Source organism: Streptomyces sp. DH37, assembly GCF_029813835.1.
Classification (GTDB): Bacteria; Actinomycetota; Actinomycetes; order Streptomycetales; family Streptomycetaceae; genus Streptomyces.
Map to the genome: position 1 here is coordinate 1 of NZ_JARVKV010000025.1, position 19,030 is coordinate 19,030.

At 74.2% G+C, this 19,030-nt stretch carries 13 protein-coding genes and 1 riboswitch; of the genes, 9 read left to right on the forward strand and 4 right to left on the reverse strand.

The window, feature by feature from the left end; genetic code table 11:
* Nucleotides 1-315: 315 nt before the first annotated feature.
* Nucleotides 316-546: a hypothetical protein gene (locus QC029_RS14670; RefSeq protein ID WP_279556084.1), complete on the reverse strand. Its 231-nt coding sequence runs from the start codon at nt 544-546 to the stop codon at nt 316-318.
* A 470-nt stretch (nt 547-1,016) separates the two neighbouring features.
* Here QC029_RS14670 and QC029_RS14675 point away from each other — a divergent pair, with 470 nt between their 5' ends.
* The 3 genes from QC029_RS14675 (at nt 1,017) to QC029_RS14685 (ending at nt 5,411) form a co-directional block, all read left to right on the forward strand.
* Nucleotides 1,017-3,119 carry a type IIA DNA topoisomerase subunit B gene (locus QC029_RS14675; protein ID WP_279556146.1) on the forward strand — a complete coding sequence of 701 codons (2,103 nt, stop codon included), beginning with the start codon at nt 1,017-1,019 and terminating at the stop codon, nt 3,117-3,119.
* 202 nt (nt 3,120-3,321) lie between these two features.
* Nucleotides 3,322-3,798: a DUF485 domain-containing protein gene (locus QC029_RS14680; RefSeq protein WP_279556085.1), complete on the forward strand. Its 477-nt coding sequence runs from the start codon at nt 3,322-3,324 to the stop codon at nt 3,796-3,798.
* Between the two features lie 77 nt (nt 3,799-3,875).
* The gene (locus QC029_RS14685; RefSeq protein ID WP_279556147.1) at nt 3,876-5,411 is read left to right on the forward strand and encodes a cation acetate symporter; all 1,536 of its coding nucleotides are present in this window, start codon (nt 3,876-3,878) and stop codon (nt 5,409-5,411) included.
* Between the two features lie 72 nt (nt 5,412-5,483).
* Here QC029_RS14685 and QC029_RS14690 read toward each other — a convergent pair whose 3' ends face one another.
* Nucleotides 5,484-6,392: a sucrase ferredoxin gene (locus QC029_RS14690; protein ID WP_279556086.1), complete on the reverse strand. Its 909-nt coding sequence runs from the start codon at nt 6,390-6,392 to the stop codon at nt 5,484-5,486.
* 133 nt (nt 6,393-6,525) lie between these two features.
* Between QC029_RS14690 and QC029_RS14695 the strand changes: the two genes are divergently transcribed.
* Entirely contained in the window at nt 6,526-7,581 is a 1,056-nt protein-coding gene (locus QC029_RS14695) for a GTP-binding protein (protein WP_279556087.1), read from the forward strand.
* Nucleotides 7,582-7,815: 234 nt separating this feature from the next.
* On the opposite strand, the gene QC029_RS14700 is transcribed toward QC029_RS14695, so the two are convergent.
* Entirely contained in the window at nt 7,816-10,263 is a 2,448-nt protein-coding gene (locus QC029_RS14700; protein ID WP_279556088.1) for a DNA topoisomerase (ATP-hydrolyzing) subunit A, read from the reverse strand.
* Nucleotides 10,264-10,478: 215 nt separating this feature from the next.
* On the opposite strand from QC029_RS14700, the gene QC029_RS14705 reads away from it, so the two are divergent.
* The 4 genes from QC029_RS14705 to QC029_RS14720 all read left to right on the forward strand — a co-directional run bounded on the left by QC029_RS14705 (nt 10,479) and on the right by QC029_RS14720 (nt 15,509).
* Entirely contained in the window at nt 10,479-11,873 is a 1,395-nt protein-coding gene (locus QC029_RS14705) for a pitrilysin family protein (RefSeq protein ID WP_279556089.1), read from the forward strand.
* A gap of 23 nt (nt 11,874-11,896) precedes the next feature.
* Nucleotides 11,897-13,273 carry a pitrilysin family protein gene (locus QC029_RS14710; protein WP_279556148.1) on the forward strand — a complete coding sequence of 459 codons (1,377 nt, stop codon included), beginning with the start codon at nt 11,897-11,899 and terminating at the stop codon, nt 13,271-13,273.
* A gap of 207 nt (nt 13,274-13,480) precedes the next feature.
* Nucleotides 13,481-13,654, forward strand: a riboswitch (cyclic di-AMP (ydaO/yuaA leader).
* Nucleotides 13,655-13,666: 12 nt separating this feature from the next.
* Complete coding sequence (locus tag QC029_RS14715; RefSeq protein ID WP_279556090.1) at nt 13,667-14,605, forward strand: M23 family metallopeptidase; 939 nt, start codon at nt 13,667-13,669, stop codon at nt 14,603-14,605.
* 199 nt (nt 14,606-14,804) lie between these two features.
* Entirely contained in the window at nt 14,805-15,509 is a 705-nt protein-coding gene (locus tag QC029_RS14720) for a GntR family transcriptional regulator (protein WP_279556091.1), read from the forward strand.
* Between the two features lie 179 nt (nt 15,510-15,688).
* Here the strand turns inward: QC029_RS14720 and QC029_RS14725 are convergent, their stop codons facing one another.
* Entirely contained in the window at nt 15,689-15,970 is a 282-nt protein-coding gene (locus QC029_RS14725; RefSeq protein ID WP_279556092.1) for an HPr family phosphocarrier protein, read from the reverse strand.
* 288 nt (nt 15,971-16,258) lie between these two features.
* Between QC029_RS14725 and QC029_RS14730 the strand changes: the two genes are divergently transcribed.
* Nucleotides 16,259-19,015 carry a bifunctional GNAT family N-acetyltransferase/acetate--CoA ligase family protein gene (locus QC029_RS14730; protein ID WP_279556093.1) on the forward strand — a complete coding sequence of 919 codons (2,757 nt, stop codon included), beginning with the start codon at nt 16,259-16,261 and terminating at the stop codon, nt 19,013-19,015.
* The last annotated feature ends 15 nt before the right edge of the window (nt 19,016-19,030 follow it).

Here is a 19,030-nt window from a genome sequence, read left to right on the forward strand (position 1 = left end):
ACCCCGAACCACGGGGTTCCGGCCCTCCGGCGTGCGCGGACGTGTGCGGGGGACCGCCGGGATGCGGATGTCGCCCGCATGGCCCACCCTGGGATGGGAACGGGGACGGCCGTACGGTCAGGGAGCCTCCATGTGCCCGTTTCGCCGGCGCGCGGGGGTGTCCGTGCGCCCGGAGCCCACCTCCGTCCGCCCCCGCCGCCACGGCAAACGGGCGGCCACCCCGGGAAGGGGTGACCGCCCGTGCGTCCGGCCCTGGGCCGGTCCGAGCTCGTCGGATGGGGACGCGTCGTTTGCCGCCGGTCGGCAGGTCAGCCGTCAGTGCTCACCCTCACCCGCCGCTGCGGGGGAGGCGTTGAGCCGCTCGGTCTCGTCCTGTATCTCCGCGGCGATCTTCTTGAGTTCGGGCTCGAACTTCCGGCCGTGGTGGGCGCAGAACAGCAGCTCTCCACCGCTGACGAGCACAACACGCAGGTATGCCTGGGCGCCACAGCGATCGCAGCGGTCAGCGGCCGTCAGCGGGCTCGCGGGGGTCAGAACAGTAGTCACGTCGCCTCTTCTCTAGCTCGACGAGCTGTCGTACCAGGGTCAACATCCAACCAGGCCGAAAACGTTCCCGCTCGTGGCTTTTCCTCGAAAATCTCTGTGTGAGGTGGCTGACATGTTGCCGGGTTGGCGGCGAATGAGCCGTCTACAGAGATGTGTTGATCTTTGTCGTCTTCACGTTGTCTGTTCGGTTGTCTCCTCCGGAGCCGGTCTCCCGGTCTGTTCCTGAGGACGTGCCCGGAGCCTAGATGGTTCATGCCCGGAAGGGAACGTGATGTACACGTCACCCGGACGAGTTATCGAACGCGTGGTCGATGCTGGTTTAGCATGGGCCTTCTCCTGGGTGGCTTCACCTTGGCTCTCCATGGCCTCGGTACCCTCTGACCCGCAAGACAGCCATCCCCAGCGAAATTCAGCGAGGAGCGAACCGCGTGACCGCCGAGACTCCCCTGGCCTCCGGCAGGGGGAACCCCATGCCGTCCACCGCCCTGCTCACGGGTGCGGACCGTGACGGCTCCAACTACACCGCGCGGCACCTGCTCGTCCTCGAAGGGCTGGAGGCGGTGCGCAAGCGGCCCGGCATGTACATCGGCTCCACCGACAGCCGCGGGCTCATGCACTGCCTCTGGGAGATCATCGACAACTCCGTCGACGAGGCCCTCGGGGGGCACTGCGACCACATCGAGGTGATCCTCCACGAGGACGGCTCGGTCGAGGTGCAGGACAACGGCCGCGGCATCCCCGTCGACGTCGAGCCCAAGACGGGACTGTCGGGCGTCGAGGTCGTGATGACCAAGCTGCACGCCGGCGGCAAGTTCGGAGGCGGGTCGTACGCGGCCTCCGGCGGTCTGCACGGCGTCGGCGCGTCCGTCGTCAACGCCCTGTCCGCCCGTCTCGACGTCGAGGTCGACCGCGACGGCCGCACCCACTCCATCAGCTTCCGGCGCGGCGTCCCGGGCATCTACACCGAGTCCGGCCCGGACGCCCCCTTCGACCCGGCGAGCGGTCTGCGCAAGGGCAAGAAGATCCCCAAGACCCGCACCGGCACCCGCGTGCGGTACTGGGCGGACCGGCAGATCTTCCTCAAGGACGCCCGGCTCTCCCTGGAGAACCTGCACGCCCGCGCCCGCCAGACCGCCTTCCTGGTGCCCGGCCTGACGATCGTCGTCCGCGACGAGCGCGGGCTCGACGGCGCCCCGCCCGAGCGGGAGGTCTTCCGCTACGACGGCGGCATCAGCGAGTTCTGCGAGTACCTCGCCCAGGACAGGCCGCTGTGCGACGTGCTGCGCCTGACGGGCCAGGGCACCTTCAAGGAGACCGTCCCCGTCCTGGACGAGCGCGGCCACATGATCCCCACCGAGGTCACCCGCGAACTGGGCGTGGACGTCGCGCTCCGCTGGGGGACGGGGTACGACACCACGGTCAGGTCGTTCGTCAACATCATCGCCACCCCCAAGGGCGGCACCCACGTCGCCGGTTTCGAGCGCGCGGTCACCCGCACCGTGAACGAGGTGCTGCGCTCCGCCAAGCTGCTGCGCGTCGCCGAGGACGACATCGTCAAGGACGACGCCCTGGAGGGCATGACGGCGGTCGTCACCGTACGGCTGGCCGAGCCGCAGTTCGAGGGGCAGACCAAGGAGGTGCTGGGCACCTCGGCGGCCTCCCGGATCGTGGCCCAGGTCGTCTCCAGGGAGCTGAAGGCGTTCCTGACCTCCACCAAGCGCGACGCCAAGCAGCAGGCCCGCTCGGTGCTGGAGAAGACCGTCGCCGCGGCCCGCACCCGCATCGCCGCCCGCCAGCACAAGGAGGCCCAGCGCCGCAAGACGGCCCTGGAGTCCTCCGCCCTCCCGGCCAAGCTCGCCGATTGCCGCAGCGACGACGTGGACCGCAGCGAGCTGTTCATCGTCGAGGGCGACTCGGCGCTCGGCACCGCGAAACTCGCCCGGAACTCCGAGTTCCAGGCGCTGCTGCCCATCCGCGGCAAGATCCTCAACGTCCAGAAGTCGTCCGTCTCCGACATGCTGAAGAACGCCGAGTGCGGCGCGATCATCCAGGTCATAGGAGCGGGCTCCGGCCGGACCTTCGACATCGACCAGGCGCGCTACGGCAAGGTCATCTTCCTGGCCGACGCCGACGTCGACGGCGCGCACATCCGCTGCCTGCTGCTGACGCTCTTCCAGCGCTACATGCGGCCGATGGTCGAGCAGGGCCGCGTCTTCTCGGCCGTGCCCCCGCTGCACCGGATCGAGCTGACCAACCCCAGGCGCGGCCAGGGCAAGTACATCTACACCTACTCCGACAACGAGCTGCGCCAGACCCTGCTGGAGCTGCAGAGCAAGGGGATCCGCTTCAAGGACTCCATCCAGCGCTACAAGGGCCTGGGCGAGATGGACGCCGACCAGCTCGCGGAGACGACGATGGACCCGCGCCACCGCACCCTGCGGCGCATCAACATCAGCGACCTGGAGGCCGCCGAGAAGACCTTCGACCTGCTGATGGGCAACGAGGTCGCGCCGCGCAAGGAGTTCATCACCACCTCCGCGGCGACGCTGGACCGCTCCCGGATCGACGTCTGACCGGCGCGTACCGCTCCGCGCCTCCCGCAGCCCCCTCCACCGCCTCCGCCCCCGCCCCGGCCCGCCCGGGACGGGGGCGGTGCTCTCCGGGCCCCGCCCGCCCCTCCTCCCGGCTTGCGGGACGCCCTGTGAATCATCCCCTGAAAGGGTGAAGAGTCCGCATTGGTCCGCCTCGGGGCCGGGGGTCTGCCCATCCTGGGGCATGCGGATCGACGACCCCTGGTACGACACCCTCGCCTCCGGCTGGGGGGAGGAGCACGACGGCCCCGCGGCGCCCGCCCCCCGGCCGCCCGCCCCCGGTGCGGGGGCCCCCGCCGACACGCGTACCGCCGCCTTCCTCGCCGTCCACCGCAGCGCGGCCTTCCAGGAGGCGCGCCGCCGCCACCGCCGCTTCGTCCTGCCCGCCTGCGCGGCCTTCCTCGCCTGCCAGCTGGCGTACGCGGTCGCCGTCGGGGCCGCGCCCGGTCTGCTGGACCGCCCGCTGGGCGGCGGGCCGTTCACGGTGGGGACGGCCGCCTTCCTCGCGCAGCTCGCCGCCGTCTCCCTGCCGGCCTGGGCGTACGCCCGGCACGCGCGGCTGTACCGGGACGGGACGGCCCTGGAGCTGCGCTGGCACACCCAGGACCTGGCCCGTACGGCGGACGGCCCGGCCCCGGACCGGAGAAGCCCGGCCCGGTGACCGGCGGCCACCCGACCCTGACCCCGCTGCTGCTCTGCGCCGTCGCCGTCACCGTCGCCGTCGCAGCCACTCCGGCGATCACGCGCCGGGCGGGCCGCGGTCGTCACGGCCCGCCGGAGGAGTTCCACACGGGCGGCCGACTGTTCTCGCCGATGGCCAACGGTTTCGCCCTCGCGGGCGGCCACCTGCCCGCCGCCGCCCTCCTCGGCGCCGCCGGGACGATCGCCCTCCGCGGCGACGGCGGCCTGCCGTTCTGCGCCGGACTCCTCGCCGCCTGGCCGCTGGCCCTCCTCCTCGCCGAGTCCGTCCGCAACTGCGGCCGCCTCACCCTCGCCGACGTGGTCGCCGTCCGGATGCGCGAGCGCCCGGTCCGGATCGCCGTGGGCGTCTCGTCGGTCACCGTCTCGCTCCTCTGCCTCGTCGCCCAGACGGCCGGCGCGGGCGGTGCGGTCGCGCTGCTCCTGGGCGGCGGGCCCACGGTCCGGGCCTGCGCCGTCCTCGGGGTCGGCGTGCTGGTGGCGGTCCACGTCTCGTGCGGGGGCATGCGCGCGACCACCTGGCTCCAGACCGCCGCGGCAGGTCTGCTCCTCGCGTGCGCCGCCGTGCTCGCGGTGCTCGTGCTGCTGCGCCACGGCGGCGATCCGGCCGCCCTGGCGGCCGCCGCGGCCGAGCGCGGCGGTTCCGGTTCCGGTTCCGGTTCCGGCTCCGGCCTCCTCGCGCCCGAGCGCGGCCACGGCTGGACCGCGCGGCTGGACCTCGTCAGCCTCGCTCTGGCGCTCGTCCTGGGCACCGCCGGGATGCCGCACGTCCTGGCCCGCTTCCTGACCGTTCCCACCGCCCGCGCCGCCCGGCGCTCGGCGCTCTGGGCGACCGGGCTGACCGGCGGCCTCTGCCTGACGGCGGTCGTGCTGGGCCTCGGCGCCACGGCCCTGGTGGGCCCGGAGGCCGTACGCGCCGCGGACGCCTCGGGGAACGCCGCCGTCCCGCTGCTCGCCCTCGAACTGGGCGGCGGGGCCGGTTCGGCCGGGGGAGCGGTGCTGTTCGCGGTGGTCGCCGCGGTCGCCCTCACCACCGCCCTGGCGGTGGCCGCGGGCCTCACCCTCGCCTCCTCGGCGTCCGTCGTCCACGACCTGCGCGCCTCGCCCGGCCGCCGCCGGCGCCGGCCGCCCCGCGGCGGGACCGCGGCGGCGAGGTGCGCGGCGGTCGCCGTCGGCGCGGTCGCCACGGCCCTGGCCCTGGCCGTCCGCGAGGCGAACGCCGCCCTCCTCGTCGGGCTCGCCCTCGCGGTCGCCGCCTCGGCCAACGTGCCGGTGCTGCTGTACGCGCTCTTCCGAAGGCGCTTCACCGCCCGCGGCGCCCTGTGGTCGGTCTACGGGGGTCTCGTCTCCGCCGTCGCCCTGGCCGCGCTCTCCCCGGCCGTCTCCGGCGGTCCGGGGGCCCTGCTGCCGCAGTGGGACTTCGCCGTCTTCCCGCTGCACAATCCGGCCCTGGTCTCCGTCCCGCTCGGCTTCCTGGCGGGCCGGCTGGGCACGCTCCTCTCCCCGGAGCCCGCGGACGGGGCCGGGTACGCGGAGACGGAGGTACGGGCGCTGACGGGGGCGGGCGCCGTCTGAGCGCCCCTCGCGCGGGGCCGCCGGTCCGGGCGGGGCCGGGGCTGCGGATCAGCGGATCAGCGGAGCGGCGGGTCAGAGCGGAGCCACGGCCGTGGCCGTCACCCGGGACCGGGGAGCGGGAGCGGCGCCGCAGCTGGCGGGCGCGGGCGGTACGTCGGTGTTCTCGGCGACCGTGACGCGCCAGGCGCGGCCGTCGGCGTGGGCCACCGTGACGCTCCACCCGGGAGCGGCGCCCGCGATCTCCGCGACCGTCAGGGCGTCGGCGCCCGTCTCGCCCGTCAGCTCGCGGACCGCCAGGTCGGCGGCCTGGCCCGGCCGGTCCCAGGCCGAGCGGCCCCGGCAGCCGTCGGTGACGATCCGGCCGCGCCGCAGCCCGTCCAGCACACCCTTGACGGCGTGGCCCGCCAGCCTGCCGTACGCGTAGCCGTAGGGCAGGGCCAGCAGAGTGGGCGCGAAGCGGTGGCCGCCGAGGTGGGTGGTCTCCCACACCTCGCCGGCGCCGGAGGCGGCCAGCTCGGCGGCGAGCGGGCGGCCGAGGACGGCGCAGCAGCGGTCGCGCCTGCCGTTGGTGCACACCAGGGCCAGGGGGTCGCCGTCGTACGGCTCCCACAGCCCGCCGTGGTCGCCCGCGCCGAGCGAGGCCATGGCGTCCGCGTCGAGGTCGCGCAGCTCCCCGGGGCCGGCGAGCAGGGCGGTGCGCACCCAGGAGCGGCCGGGGAGGGTGTGGGCGAGGAAGACCCGGCGTTCGGAACCGTGGAGGTCCGGGTGGCGGCCGGGGCGGCGGATCAGCGCGACGCGTACGCCGGTGCCGCCGGCGGCCCGCTCCAGCGCACGGCCGAGGTCCCGGTCGAGACGGCTGTCGGTGAGGGCCCTGGCCCCCCACGGTCCGGGCTGCTCGACCAGCAGCCACGTCCGGGCCGCCGCGGCGGTGGCCGCGAGCGGTTCGGCCAGCGCCCGGGAGGCGGTCGAGCAGGTACTCACACGGGCGAGCCTAACCCCTCCCGCCGGGGGAGTCCTTCCGGTGGATCCGGGCGGACCCGGCACGGCGGAGGCCGTCGGCTACGATCGGCAGCCGTCCCGGTACGGCTGCCACCCGCACGATGGAGGCGCGAGCTTGGTCAGGAAGCGGATCCCGGTCGTCGTCCTCGCCGGTTTCCTGGGATCGGGGAAGACCACCCTGCTCAACCACCTCCTCGCCCACAGCGGCGGCACCCGGATCGGTGTGGTCGTCAACGACTTCGGCAGCATCGAGATCGACGCCATGACGGTGGCCGGGCAGGTCGACTCGATGATCTCCCTGGGCAACGGCTGCCTGTGCTGCGCCGTCGACACCGGTGACCTGGACGCGATGCTGGAGCGGCTCGCGCGTCCCTCGGCGCGCATCGACGTCATCGTCGTGGAGGCCAGCGGCCTGGCCGAGCCGGAGACCCTGATCCGGATGATCCTCTCCAGCGCCGAGGAGAACATCGCCTACGGCGGGCTGGTCGAGGTCGTCGACGCGGCGGAGTTCGAGGCGACCCGGACCAGGCATCCGGAACTGGAGCGGCATGTGGCGATGGCCGACCTGGTGGTGCTCAACAAGGCGGACCGGGTCGGGGAGGACGAGCTGTCGGACCTGACCGCGCAGGTGCGCAGGCTCGGCCGGGGCGTGCCCGTCGTCCGCGCCTCGCACGGGCGCGTCGACCCGGAGCTGCTCTTCGACTCCCGGCCCCGCGAGGACGGCGCGCAGGGCGTGCGCCAGCTCTCCTTCGAGGACGTGTGGGCCGAGATCCGCGACGGCGGGCGCGGGTGCGGCGAGGGGCACGACGGGCACCTCCACGCCGCCTACCAGAGCGTGGAGTTCACCACCGGCGAGCCGGTGGACCCGCGCCGGCTCATGGAGTTCCTCGACGGCAGGCCCGACGGCCTGTACCGGATCAAGGGCTTCGTCCACTTCGGCGTGCCCGGGCACCGGCAGAAGTACGGGCTGCACACGGTCGGCCGCTTCCTGCGCTTCGACCCCGGGCCGTGGGGGAGCGGTGAGCCGCGTCTGACGCAGCTCGTGCTGATCGGCTCCGGCATCGACGCCGACGCCGTGCGCGGGGAACTGGCGGCCTGCCGGGCCACCGGATCCCCGCAGGAGGCGAGCCCGGACAGCATGTGGGGCGTCCTGCGCTACGTACGGCCCTGAGCGCGGGACGCGGACCCGGCGGCCCCGTGCCCCCGTGTCCCGGCCGGCGCGAGCCGGCCGGCCTCCCCGGCGCCCCTGGCACCGGGGAGGCGCCGTGCGGGGGAGGGGGCACGGGGCCGCCGGCGCCGTGCGCGGCCCCCTGACTGAGCCGCCGCCCGGCTTCCGGCCGGAACGGACCGCCTCCGGACGACCCGGCGGTGCGGGCGGTACGCGCCGGGCGGCCGCACCGGGCCCTCACACCGGGCCGGCGACCGCCGAGACCGCCTTGGCCAGCGGGGTGCCCGAGCCGTCGCGGCGCGGATCCGGCTCCGGCAGCTCCACCGGCGAGCCCTTGGCGTCCGCCGCGCGGGCGGGAGAGGTGCCGGCCCAGGCGAAGGACAGGCAGTCCTCGCCCTTGAGGAAGCGGTGGCAGCGCACCCCTCCCGTGGCCCGGCCCTTGCGCGGGTACTGGTCGAACGGCGTCAGCTTGGCCGTGCCCACCCCGTCGACCAGCGTGCCGTGCGAGCCCGCGACCGTGAAGACCACCGCGTCGGCGGCCGGGTCGATGGCGGTGAAGGAGATCACCTTCGCGTTCTGGCCGAGCTTGACGCCCGCCACACCGCCCGCGGGACGGCCCTGCGGCCTCACCTGCCCGGCCGGGAAGCGCAGCAGCTGCGCCTCGTCGGTGATGAAGACCAGGTCCTCGTCACCGGTGTGCAGCTCCACCGCGCCGACGATCCGGTCGCCCTCCCTGAGGGTGATGACCTCCAACTCGTCCTTGTTGGCCGGATAGTCGGGCACCACCCGCTTGACCACGCCCTGCTCGGTGCCCAGCGCCAGGCCAGGCGAGGACTCGTCCAGCGTGGTGAGGCACACCAGCTCCTCGCCCTCCCGCAGGGAGAGGAACTCCGTGAACTGGGCGCCGCCCGCCAGGTTCGGCGCGGAGTTCTCCGGGAGCTGGGGCAGGTCGACGACCGAGATCCGCAGCAGGCGCCCGGTGGAGGTCACCGCGCCCACCTCGCCCCGGGCCGTCGCGGGGACGGCCGAGACGATCACGTCGTGCTTGCGGCGCCGGGCGGAGGCGTCGGGGGCCGGCTCGCCGCCCGCGGTGCGGGCCAGCAGCCCGGTGGAGGACAGCAGCACCCGGCACGGGTCGTCGGCGACCTGGAGCGGGACGGCCGCGACCGGGACGTCCGCCGAGGACAGCAGCTCGGTGCGGCGCGGGGTGCCGTACTTCCGGGCGACCGCGCCCAGTTCCGAGGAGACCAGCTTCCGCAGCTCCGCGTCGGAGTCCAGGATGCGGGTCAGCTCCTCGATCTCGGCGTTCAGCCGGTCGCGCTCGGCCTCCAGCTCGATCCGGTCGAACTTCGTCAGACGGCGCAGCGGGGTGTCGAGGATGTACTGCGTCTGGACCTCGGACAGGCCGAACCGGGCGATCAGCGCCTCCTTGGCCCGCGCGGCGTTCTCGCTGGAGCGGATGATCCGGATGACCTCGTCGATGTCGACCAGCGCCACCAGCAGGCCCTCGACCAGGTGCAGCCGGTCCCGCCGCTTGCCGCGCCGGAACTCGCTGCGCCGCCGCACCACGGTGAAGCGGTGGTCGACGTAGACCTCCAGCAGCTCCTTCAGGCCCAGCGTCAGCGGCTGGCCGTCGACCAGGGCCACGTTGTTGATGCCGAAGGACTCCTCCATCGGCGTCAGCTTGTAGAGCTGCTCCAGGACGGCCTCGGGGTTGAAGCCGTTCTTGATCTCGACGACCAGCCGCAGCCCGTGCTCGCGGTCGGTGAGGTCCTTGACGTCGGCGATGCCCTGGATCTTCTTGCCGTTGACCAGGTCCTTGATCTTGGAGATGACCTTCTCCGGGCCGACGTTGAAGGGCAGTTCGGTGACGACCAGGCCCTTGCGCCGCGCGGTCACGTTCTCCACGGAGACCGTGGCGCGGATCTTGAAGGTGCCGCGCCCCCTGGCGTACGCGTCCCTGATGCCGTCCAGCCCGACGATCCGGCCGCCGGTGGGCAGGTCCGGACCCGGCACGAAGCGCATCAGCGTCTCCAGGTCCGCGCCGGGGTGCTTGATCAGGTGCCGGGCGGCGGCGATCACCTCGCCCAGGTTGTGCGGGGGCATGTTGGTGGCCATGCCGACCGCGATGCCCGACGCGCCGTTGACCAGCAGGTTCGGGTAGGCCGACGGCAGGACGGCCGGCTCCTGCTCGCTGCCGTCGTAGTTGGGCGCGAAGTCGACGGTGTCCTCGTCGATCGACTCGACCATCAGCCCGGCCGCCGGGGTGGCCCGGCACTCGGTGTACCGCATCGCGGCGGGCGGGTCGTCGTTGCCCAGCGAGCCGAAGTTGCCGTGGCCGTCCACCAGCGGCAGCCGCATGGAGAAGGGCTGCGCCAGGCGCACCAGCGCGTCGTAGATGGCGCTGTCGCCGTGCGGGTGGAGCTTGCCCATCACCTCGCCGACGACGCGCGCGCACTTGACGTACGGCCGTTCGGGCCGCAGGCCCATCTCGTGCATCTGGTACAGGATCCGCCGGTGCACCGGCTTGAGGCCGTCGCGCGCGTCGGGCAGGGCGCGCGAGTAGATGACCGAGTAGGCGTACTCCAGGAAGGAGCCCTGCATCTCGTCGACGACGTCGATGTCGAGGATGCGCTCCTCGAACTCTCCCCCGGACGGCGGGGTCTTCGTGCTGCGGCGGGCCATCGCGGCTGCGACTCCTTCTTGCGTACTGCGGACTGTGTGTCCCCGCGCGGGGGCAGGGGACGGACGGTGACCATTGTGGACCTCGGCACTGACAGCCGGGTCCCCGCCCCGAACCGTACGGGAACTTCGCGCTTTGTCCGGCCGCTTGCATACAGTGACCACACACGCGTTGTGAGGACGCTGTCCGCGATCGCGATCGAAGGGACTCCCTGCCCATGGCTCACACGGCCTCCCCTCCGCCCACCGCCGGCGGTCTGACGGCGACCGAGCACCGGCTCTCCAACGGGCTGCGCGTGGTGCTCTCCGAGGACCACCAGACGCCGGTCGCCGCGGTCTGCCTCTGGTACGACGTCGGCTCGCGCCACGAGGTCGAGGGACGAACCGGTCTGGCGCACCTCTTCGAGCACCTGATGTTCCAGGGATCGGCACAGGTGAAGGGGAACGGCCACTTCGAACTGGTGCAGGGGGCGGGCGGCTCGCTCAACGGCACCACCAGCTTCGAGCGCACCAACTACTTCGAGACCATGCCCGCGCACCAGCTGGAGCTGGCGCTGTGGCTGGAGGCCGACCGCATGGGGTCGCTGCTGGCCGCCCTGGACGAGGAGTCCATGGAGAACCAGCGCGACGTGGTGAAGAACGAGCGCCGCCAGCGGTACGACAACGTGCCCTACGGCACCGCGTTCGAGAGGCTGACGGCGATGGTCTACCCCGAGGGCCACCCGTACCACCACACCCCCATCGGGTCGATGGCCGACCTGGACGCCGCGTCCCTGGAGGACGCGCGGGACTTCTTCCGCACCTACTACGCGCCGAACAACGCCGTGCTGGCGGTCGTCGGCGACATCGACCCGGAGCGGACGCTCGCCTGGGTCGAGAAGTACTTCGGGTCCATCCCCTCCCACGACGGCAAGCGCCCGCCGCGCGACGGCGCCCTGCCGGACGTCATCGGCGAGGAGGTCAAGCAGATCCTCCACGAGGAGGTGCCCTCCCGGGCGCTGATGGCCGCCTACCGGCTGCCGCACGACGGCACCCGCGAGGCGGACGCCGCCGACGTGGCGCTGACCGTGCTGGGCGGCGGCGAGTCCTCCCGCCTCCACAACCGCCTGGTCCGCCGCGACCGCACCGCCGTCACCGCCGGCTTCGGCATGCTGCGGCTGGCGGGCGCGCCCTCGATGGGGTGGCTGGACGTGAAGGCCTCCGGCGACGCCGAGACCGCCGACATCGAGGCGGCCGTCGACGAGGAGCTGGCCCGCTTCGCCGAGGAGGGCCCGACCCCGGCGGAGATGGAGCGCGCCCAGGCCCTGCTGGAGCGCGAGTGGCTGGACCGGCTGGCCACGGTCGGCGGCCGCGCCGACGAGCTGTGCCGCTACGCGGTGCTGTTCGGCGACCCCCAGCTCGCCCTGACCGCGGTGGAGCGCGTGCTCCGGGTCACCGCCGAGGAGGTGCGCGCGGTGGCCGCGGCCCGGCTGCGCCCCGACAACCGCGCGGTGCTGGTCTACGAACCCACCCAGGCGACCGCCCCCGACACCGCGGCCGACGTCTCCGAGGGCGCCACCGTCTCCGAGGCCGGTGCCGCCGCCGACACCCACGACCAGGAGGCCGCTCAGTGAGCGACGCCACGGCCCAGAACGGAATGTCGATGGAGTTCCACCCCCAGCCCCGCGGCGGCGAGCCCAGGCCGTGGGCGTTCCCGGCCCCCGAGCGCGGCGAGCTGCCCAACGGGCTGACCGTGCTGCGCTGCCACCGCCCCGGCCAGAAGGTCGTCGCCGTCGAGGTCAACCTCGTCGCGCCGCTGGACGCCGAGCCGCGGGAGCGGGAGGGCGTGGCCGCGATCATGGCCCGGGCGCTGAGCGAGGGGACCGACAAGCACAGCGCCGAGGAGTTCGCCGCGGAGCTGGAGCGCTGCGGAGCCACCCTGGACGCCCACGCCGACCACCCCGGCCTGCGGGTCTCCCTGGAGGTCCCGGCCTCCCGGCTGACCAAGGCCCTCGGCCTGCTCGCCGACGCGCTGCGGGCGCCCGCCTTCCCGGAGGGGGAGGTCGAGCGGCTGGTGCGCAACCGCCTGGACGAGATCCCGCACGAGCTGGCCAACCCCGCCCGCCGGGCCGCCATCGCGCTGTCCAAGGAGCTGTTCCCGGCCGACTCCCGGCTCTCGCGCCCCCGCCAGGGCGCCGAGGAGACCATCAGGAACATCGACGCCGCGGCGGTGCGCGCCTTCTACGAGGAGCACGTACGGCCCTCGACGGCCACGGCCGTGGTGGTCGGCGACTTCACCGGGGTGGACCTGGACAAGGCCCTGGCCGACACCCTCGGCGACTGGACGGGTCCGGCCGCCGGGCCCCGCCCGGTCCCGCCGATCACCGCGGACGACACCGGCCGGGTGGTCATCGTGGACCGGCCCGGCGCGGTGCAGACCCAGCTCCTCATCGGCCGGGTCGGCCCCGACCGGCACGACCGCGTCTGGCCCGCCCAGGTGCTCGGCACGTACTGCCTGGGCGGCACGCTGACCTCCCGGCTGGACCGGGTGCTGCGCGAGGAGAAGGGCTACACCTACGGCGTGCGGGCCTTCGCCCAGGTGCTGCGCTCGTCACCCGAGGGCACCGGCGCCTCACTCCTGGCGATCAACGGCTCGGTGGCCACCGATGTGACCGGGCCCGCGCTGGACGACCTGTGGCGGGTGCTGCGCACCCTGGCGGAGGAGGGCCTCACCGACGCCGAGCGCGACACGGCCGTGCAGAACCTGGTGGGCGTCGCCCCGCTGCGCTACGAGACGGCGGCGGCCGTGGCCGGCACCCTCGCCGACCAGGTGGAGCAGCACCTCCCCGACGACTACCAGGCGCGGCTGTACGCCCGCCTCGCCGAGACCGGCACCGTGGAGGCGACGGCGGCGGCCGTGGCCGCCTTCCCGGCGGACCGCCTGGTGACGGTGCTGGTGGGAGACGCGTCACAGATCGCCGACACGGTGCGGGACCTGGGCATCGGAGAGGTGACGGTCGTCACGGACCAGTGACCGCCGGCCGCCCCCGGGCGGCCCCGACGACGAAGGCCCTTGGTGTGGTTGTCACACCAAGGGCCTTCGCTATGTCCGAGTTTGGGGCTTTCCGGGGGAGGTCTCATGTGGCATGGCCTACAAAAGCCCCTATTTGCTTGCTCGCTCAAATTTGTCCGTTTAGCGTCGATCTCGCTGCTCGTCAGAAGTGACCGCGACCGTGGCCGACGGCAGCGATCGCCGAGTCCCCCACGAGGGGAGCCGGGGACCCACCCTCCCGCCGTTCCGCGCTGGAGGAGGCCCTCTTCCGAGGCACCTGGGGTGAATCGAGCCGCGCGCTCGTAGGAGACCTTCCTGCTCCGAACCCGACAGCTAACCCGGTAGGCGAGAAGGAAGGAAAGGAGCACGCCGTTCATGGCGTTCACCCGTACCACCGCGCAGCTCGCCGAGAAGCTGACCGAGAAGCTCACCGGGCTCACCGACAACCTCACCGGGCTCACCGAGAACCTCACCGAGAAGCACCACCTCTCCAGCCGCTCCGTGCGCACCCGCGCCGGTCTGGTGGGGGCCGCCGCCCTGGCCGTCACCGGTGTGGTCGGCGCCGCCGCCACCCCCGCGATCGCCGCGCCGGACGGGGACTCCAGGACCTACGCCCTGGGCTTCGTCCAGGCCATGGCCGTGGGCGACACGATCGCCGACGACGTCCGGGCCCAGGCGCAGGCCCAGCAGCGCGCCGCCGACGCCGCGAAGAAGGTCGCCGCCGAGCAGGCCGCCGCGGAGCGGGCCGACGCCGCGGAGCAGGCCGCGAAGCAGCGTGCCGCCGCCGCGGAGAAGGCCGCGAAGGAGCGCGCCGCCGCGAAGGCGGCCGAGGAGCGCGAGGCCGCCCGGAAGGAGCGCGCGGTCGCCGCCGAGCGCGCCGAGCGCTCCGCCGAGCGCCGTGCCGCTTCCGGCTACACCGACCCGGTCGCGGGCGTGGACACCACCACCACGTACAAGCAGGCCGGCGCCTCCTGGTCCTCCGGCAAGCACAGCGGCATCGACTTCCCCGCCAACACCGGCACCGCCGTGCGGTCCGTCGGACCGGGCACCGTGGTGACGGTCGGCTGGGGCGGCGCGTACGGCAACCAGATCGTCATCCGCCACGCCGACGGCAAGTACACCCAGTACGCCCACCTGTCCGCCACGAACGTCTCGCCCGGCCAGAAGGTCGGCGGCGGCCAGCGGATCGGCGCGGTCGGCTCCACCGGCAACAGCACGGGCCCGCACCTGCACTTCGAGGCCCGCAACGGCGCCTACTACGGCTCGGACATCAACCCGATCACCTACCTGGCCGCCAAGGGCGTCGACGTCTGACGGACTCCCCGGCCCGGGAGGCGCCCGGCCCGGAAAGCGCCCGGAAACCCCCGCCGGCATCCGCCGCGCGACCCGCGAGGTCGCGCGGCGGATGTTTTGCGTCTGTTTTCCGGTGGGGATCGGAAAACGCGTGGCGGTGGAATACAGTGCGACTCTGCGGCACTTCGGGAAACGTGGAGACGACAGCGGAGGTCCGACCATGCGCATTTCCGCGCACATGGTGTGCACTGCGGTCCGCGACGACATCGTCTCCGGCGCGTTCCCGCCCGGGGCGCGGCTCACCGAGGAACTCCTCGCCAGGCGCTACGGCGTCTCGCGGGTGCCGGTGCGCGAGGCCCTGCGGACGCTGGAGTCGGAGGGCTTCGTCACCTCCCGCCGCCACGCGGGCGCCTGCGTCGCCGAGCCCACCGAGCAGGAGGCCGCCGACCTGCTGGACATCCGCGCCCTGCTGGAGCCGCTGGGCACCGCCCGGGCCGCCCAGCGCCGCACCGAGGCGCAGCTGAGGGTGCTGCGCGGGCTGGTCCGCCTGGGCCGGCAGCGCGCGGAGCAGGGCCAGTTGTCCGACCTGAAGGCACTGGGGGACTGGTACCACGAGACGCTCGCCCAGGCCTCCGGCAGCCCCAGCCTGGCCTCGCTGCTCACCCAGCTGCGACGCAAGATCACCTGGGTGTACGCCGCGGAGCCGCCGCTGCGCGCGAGCGCCGTCTGGCAGGAGCGCGGCGCCATCGTGGACGCCGTCGCGCGCGGCGACGCCGAGCGGGCGCGCGCCCTGGCGAGCGCCCATGTGGAGCGCTCCGTCGCGGTGCGCCGCGAGCAGCGGCCGGTGGCCGTGCGCGGGGGCCGCCCCAGGGGCGCGGTGAGAAGAACGAAACACACCGTAAACACGTCGGGCGACAATGCGTAACAGGGTTCGTATACACAGGACGGGAATACGCGGGGAATACGCGCCGGGAACGCTCCGGATACGGAAAAGGCGGTGGGGGAGCACCCTCCACCGCCTTTGCCGGTGATTTTCCGCGGTTTTCGACGCCGGGTCCGTATCCAGTGCCGTGTACGGGCCCGGCCCGGCGCCCGGCGCCGCCCTCAGCCCGCCCCGGGCAGCTCGTCGAGCCCCTCGGAGACCAGCTTCGCCAGCCGGTCCAGGGCGGCCTCGGCGTCCCCGGCGCCGGAGGCCAGCACGATCTCCTGGCCGCCCTCCACCCCCAGGCCCAGCACCGAGAGCATCGACGCGGCGTTGACCGGCTCGCCGCCCGGCCTGGCCACGGTGACGGGGACCCCCGAGGAGGTCACGGCGCGGACGAAGACCGCGGCGGGGCGGGCGTGCAGGCCCTCGGGCCAGCCGACGGTGACACGGCGCTCAGCCATGGTGGTGCCCTTCGGATCGAAACGGATCAGATCGGATCGAGTCGTATCAGGTCCGGCGTGATCTGGTCGAGTCGGGTCGGATCGGGTCGAGTCGGACGGTGCGTCCGGGGTCCGGCCCAGCTTCGCACAGACGAGCGCCCGGGGAGGCCGGGGAAACCGGCAGGGGAGACCGGCGGGGGAGACCGAGGAGGCCGGCCGGGGAGGTCGACGAGCGCGCGGGCGGCCGGGCGGCCGGACAGGGGACCGACACCTCCGCGATCCCGCGCACCGGTGACTAGGCTGACCCCCATGCGGACGCCGAGCGAGCCTGCCTACCCCGCCCACTGGGAAGCCGACGTGGTGCTGCGCGACGGCGGTACGGCCCGGGTCCGCCCCATCACCCCCGATGACGCCGAACGCCTGGTCAGGTTCTACGAGCAGGTCTCCGACCAGTCCAAGTACTACCGCTTCTTCGCCCCCTACCCCCGGCTCTCCGACCGCGACGTGCGCCGCTTCACCCACCACGACTACGTCGACCGGGTCGGCCTGGCCGCCATCGTCGGCGGCGAGTTCATCGCCACCGTCCGCTACGACCGCATCGACCCCACCGGCCGCCCCGCCTCCTTCCCCGCCGACGAGGCCGAGGTCGCCTTCCTCGTCCGCGACGACCACCAGGGCCGCGGCGTCGGCTCCGCCCTGCTCGAGCACATCGCCGCCTGCGCCCGCGAACGCGGGGTGCGGCGCTTCGTCGCCGAGGTGCTGCCCGCCAACACCAAGATGGTCAAGGTCTTCACCGACGCCGGCTACTCCCAGAAGCGCAGCTTCGAGGACGGCGCGGTCCACCTCACCTTCGGCATCACCCCGACCGAGCAGTCCCTGGCGGTCATGCGGGCCCGCGAGCAGCGCGCCGAGGCCCGCTCCGTCCACCGGCTGCTGGCCCCCGGCGTGGTCGCCGTCATCGGCGCCAGCCGCAGCCCGGGCGGGGCCGGGCGCTCGGTCCTGGGGAGCCTGCGCGCGGCGGGCTTCACCGGCCGCGTCTACGCCGTCAACCACGCGCTCGAGGAGGGCCGGACCGAGATCGACTCGGTGCCCGCCCACCGCTCGGTGCGCGAGATCCCCGAGCCCGTCGACCTCGCCGTCGTCGCCGTCCCCGCCGAGAGGGTGCCCGGCGTGGTCGCCGAGTGCGGCGAGCGGGGCGTGCAGGGGCTGGTCGTCCTCTCCGCCGACTTCGGCCGCGACGCACAGCGCGAACTGGTGCGGCAGGCCCGCTCGTACGGGATGCGCATCATCGGGCCCAACGCCTTCGGGCTGATCAACACCGCCCCGGACGTCCGGCTCAACGCCACCCTGTCGCCCGAGACGCCCGAGCGCGGGCGCATCGGCCTGTTCACCCAGTCCGGCGCCATCGGCATCGCCGTGCTCGCCGGGCTGCACCGCCGCGGCCACGGGATCGGCGGCGTCTCCAGCTTCGTCTCCGCCGGGAACCGCGCCGACGTCTCCGGCAACGACGTGCTCCAGTACTGGGACGACGACCCCGACACCGACGTGGTCCTGATGTACCTGGAGTCCTTCGGCAACCCCAGGAAGTTCAACCGCCTGGCCCGGCGCACCGCCGCCCGCAAGCCGATCGTCGTGGTCAAGGGCGCCCGGCACAACGCCAGCGCCCCGCCCCCCGGCCACGCCGTCCCCGCCGGCCGCACCCCCGACGCCACGGTCTCCTCGCTGCTGCGGCAGGCCGGGGTCATCCGCGTCGACACCGTCACCGAGCTCATCGACGCCGGCGTGCTGCTGGCCACCCAGCCGCTGCCCGCGGGCCCGCGCGTGGGCATCCTCGGCAACGCCGAGTCGCTGTGCCTGCTCACCTACGACGCCTGCCTGGCCCGGGGCCTGCGCCCGCAGCCCGTCACCGACCTGACCACCGAGGCCGCCCCCGGGGACTTCCGGCGGGCCCTGGCCGCCACCCTCGCCGACCCGGCCACCGACGCCGTCGTGGTCACCGCCATCCCCTGGGTGGACGGCACCCGCGGCGCCCGGAGCGCCCACGACGCGGTCGAGCTGGCCGAGGCGCTGCGCGAGGCCGCGGCCGGCGGGGGAGGCGAGGGCGCGCCGGCCAAGCCGGTGGTCGTCGTCCACCTGGCCATCGAGGGCCTGGACGCCGCCCTGGCCGAGCGCCGCCTGCCCGCCTACCCCGCCCCCGAACGCGCCGTGGACGCCCTGTCGGAGGCGGTCCGCTACGCGCAGTGGCGGCGCGACGCCGAGGAGCCAGGCCGGGTGCCCGAGTACGACGACATCGACGAGGCGGCGGCCGCGGCCCTGCTGGCCCGCGTCCGCGAGCCGGACCGCGGCGCGCGCCGCAGCACGCCGCTGAGCGGTGAGGAGACGGCCGAGCTGCTGAGGTGCTACGGAGTGGCGGTGCAGCCCGTCCTGCCGGCCCCCGACGCCCGGGCCGCCCGCGCCGCGGCGAAGCGGCTGGGCTACCCCGTGGCCCTGAAGACCACCGCCCCCCACCTGCGCCACCGCCCCGACCTCGGCGGCGTACGGCTGGACATCGGCAGCGAGGCCGGGCTGCGGCGCGCCTACGACAGGCTGACCGAGAACCTGGGCAAGCCCGCCGAGCTGCGGCCCGTCGTCCAGGCCATGGCCCCCCGCGGCGTGGACACCGTGGTGAAGGCCACCGTGGACCCGGCCATCGGCGCGGTGCTCTCCTTCGGGCTGGCCGGCCCGCCCTCGGAGCTGCTGGGCGACACCGCGCACCGGCTCGTCCCCGTCACCGACCGGGACGCCGCCGAACTGGTCCGCTCCATCCGCTCCGCGCCCGTGCTGTTCGGCTGGCGCGGCGCCCGGCCGGTGGACACCGCCGCGCTGGAGGAGCTGCTGCTGCGCGTCTCCCGGCTGGTCGAGGACCACCCCGAGGTCGTCTCCGTCGACCTGGAGCCGGTGGTCGTCGCCGCCCGCGGGCTGACCGTCCTGGACGCCGCCGTCCGCGTCGCCGATCCGCCCGCCCCCTCCGGCGCGGCCCACCCCGCCTGGGCCGACCTCGGGCCCCGCCGCCTGCCCGCGTACTGATCCGCCCGATCCCCG

What these genes read in the sequence shown, in the direction of transcription:
- QC029_RS14715 (WP_279556090.1), top strand. Translation starts at nt 13,667, where the DNA reads ATGGCGTTCACCCGTACCACCGCGCAGCTCGCCGAGAAGCTGACCGAG.
- QC029_RS14730 (WP_279556093.1), top strand. Translation starts at nt 16,259, where the DNA reads ATGCGGACGCCGAGCGAGCCTGCCTACCCCGCCCACTGGGAAGCCGAC.
- QC029_RS14700 (WP_279556088.1), bottom strand. Translation starts at nt 10,263, where the DNA reads ATGGCCCGCCGCAGCACGAAGACCCCGCCGTCCGGGGGAGAGTTCGAG.
- QC029_RS14675 (WP_279556146.1), top strand. Translation starts at nt 1,017, where the DNA reads ATGCCGTCCACCGCCCTGCTCACGGGTGCGGACCGTGACGGCTCCAAC.
- QC029_RS14720 (WP_279556091.1), top strand. Translation starts at nt 14,805, where the DNA reads ATGCGCATTTCCGCGCACATGGTGTGCACTGCGGTCCGCGACGACATC.
- QC029_RS14705 (WP_279556089.1), top strand. Translation starts at nt 10,479, where the DNA reads ATGGCTCACACGGCCTCCCCTCCGCCCACCGCCGGCGGTCTGACGGCG.
- QC029_RS14725 (WP_279556092.1), bottom strand. Translation starts at nt 15,970, where the DNA reads ATGGCTGAGCGCCGTGTCACCGTCGGCTGGCCCGAGGGCCTGCACGCC.
- QC029_RS14680 (WP_279556085.1), top strand. Translation starts at nt 3,322, where the DNA reads ATGCGGATCGACGACCCCTGGTACGACACCCTCGCCTCCGGCTGGGGG.
- QC029_RS14710 (WP_279556148.1), top strand. Translation starts at nt 11,897, where the DNA reads ATGTCGATGGAGTTCCACCCCCAGCCCCGCGGCGGCGAGCCCAGGCCG.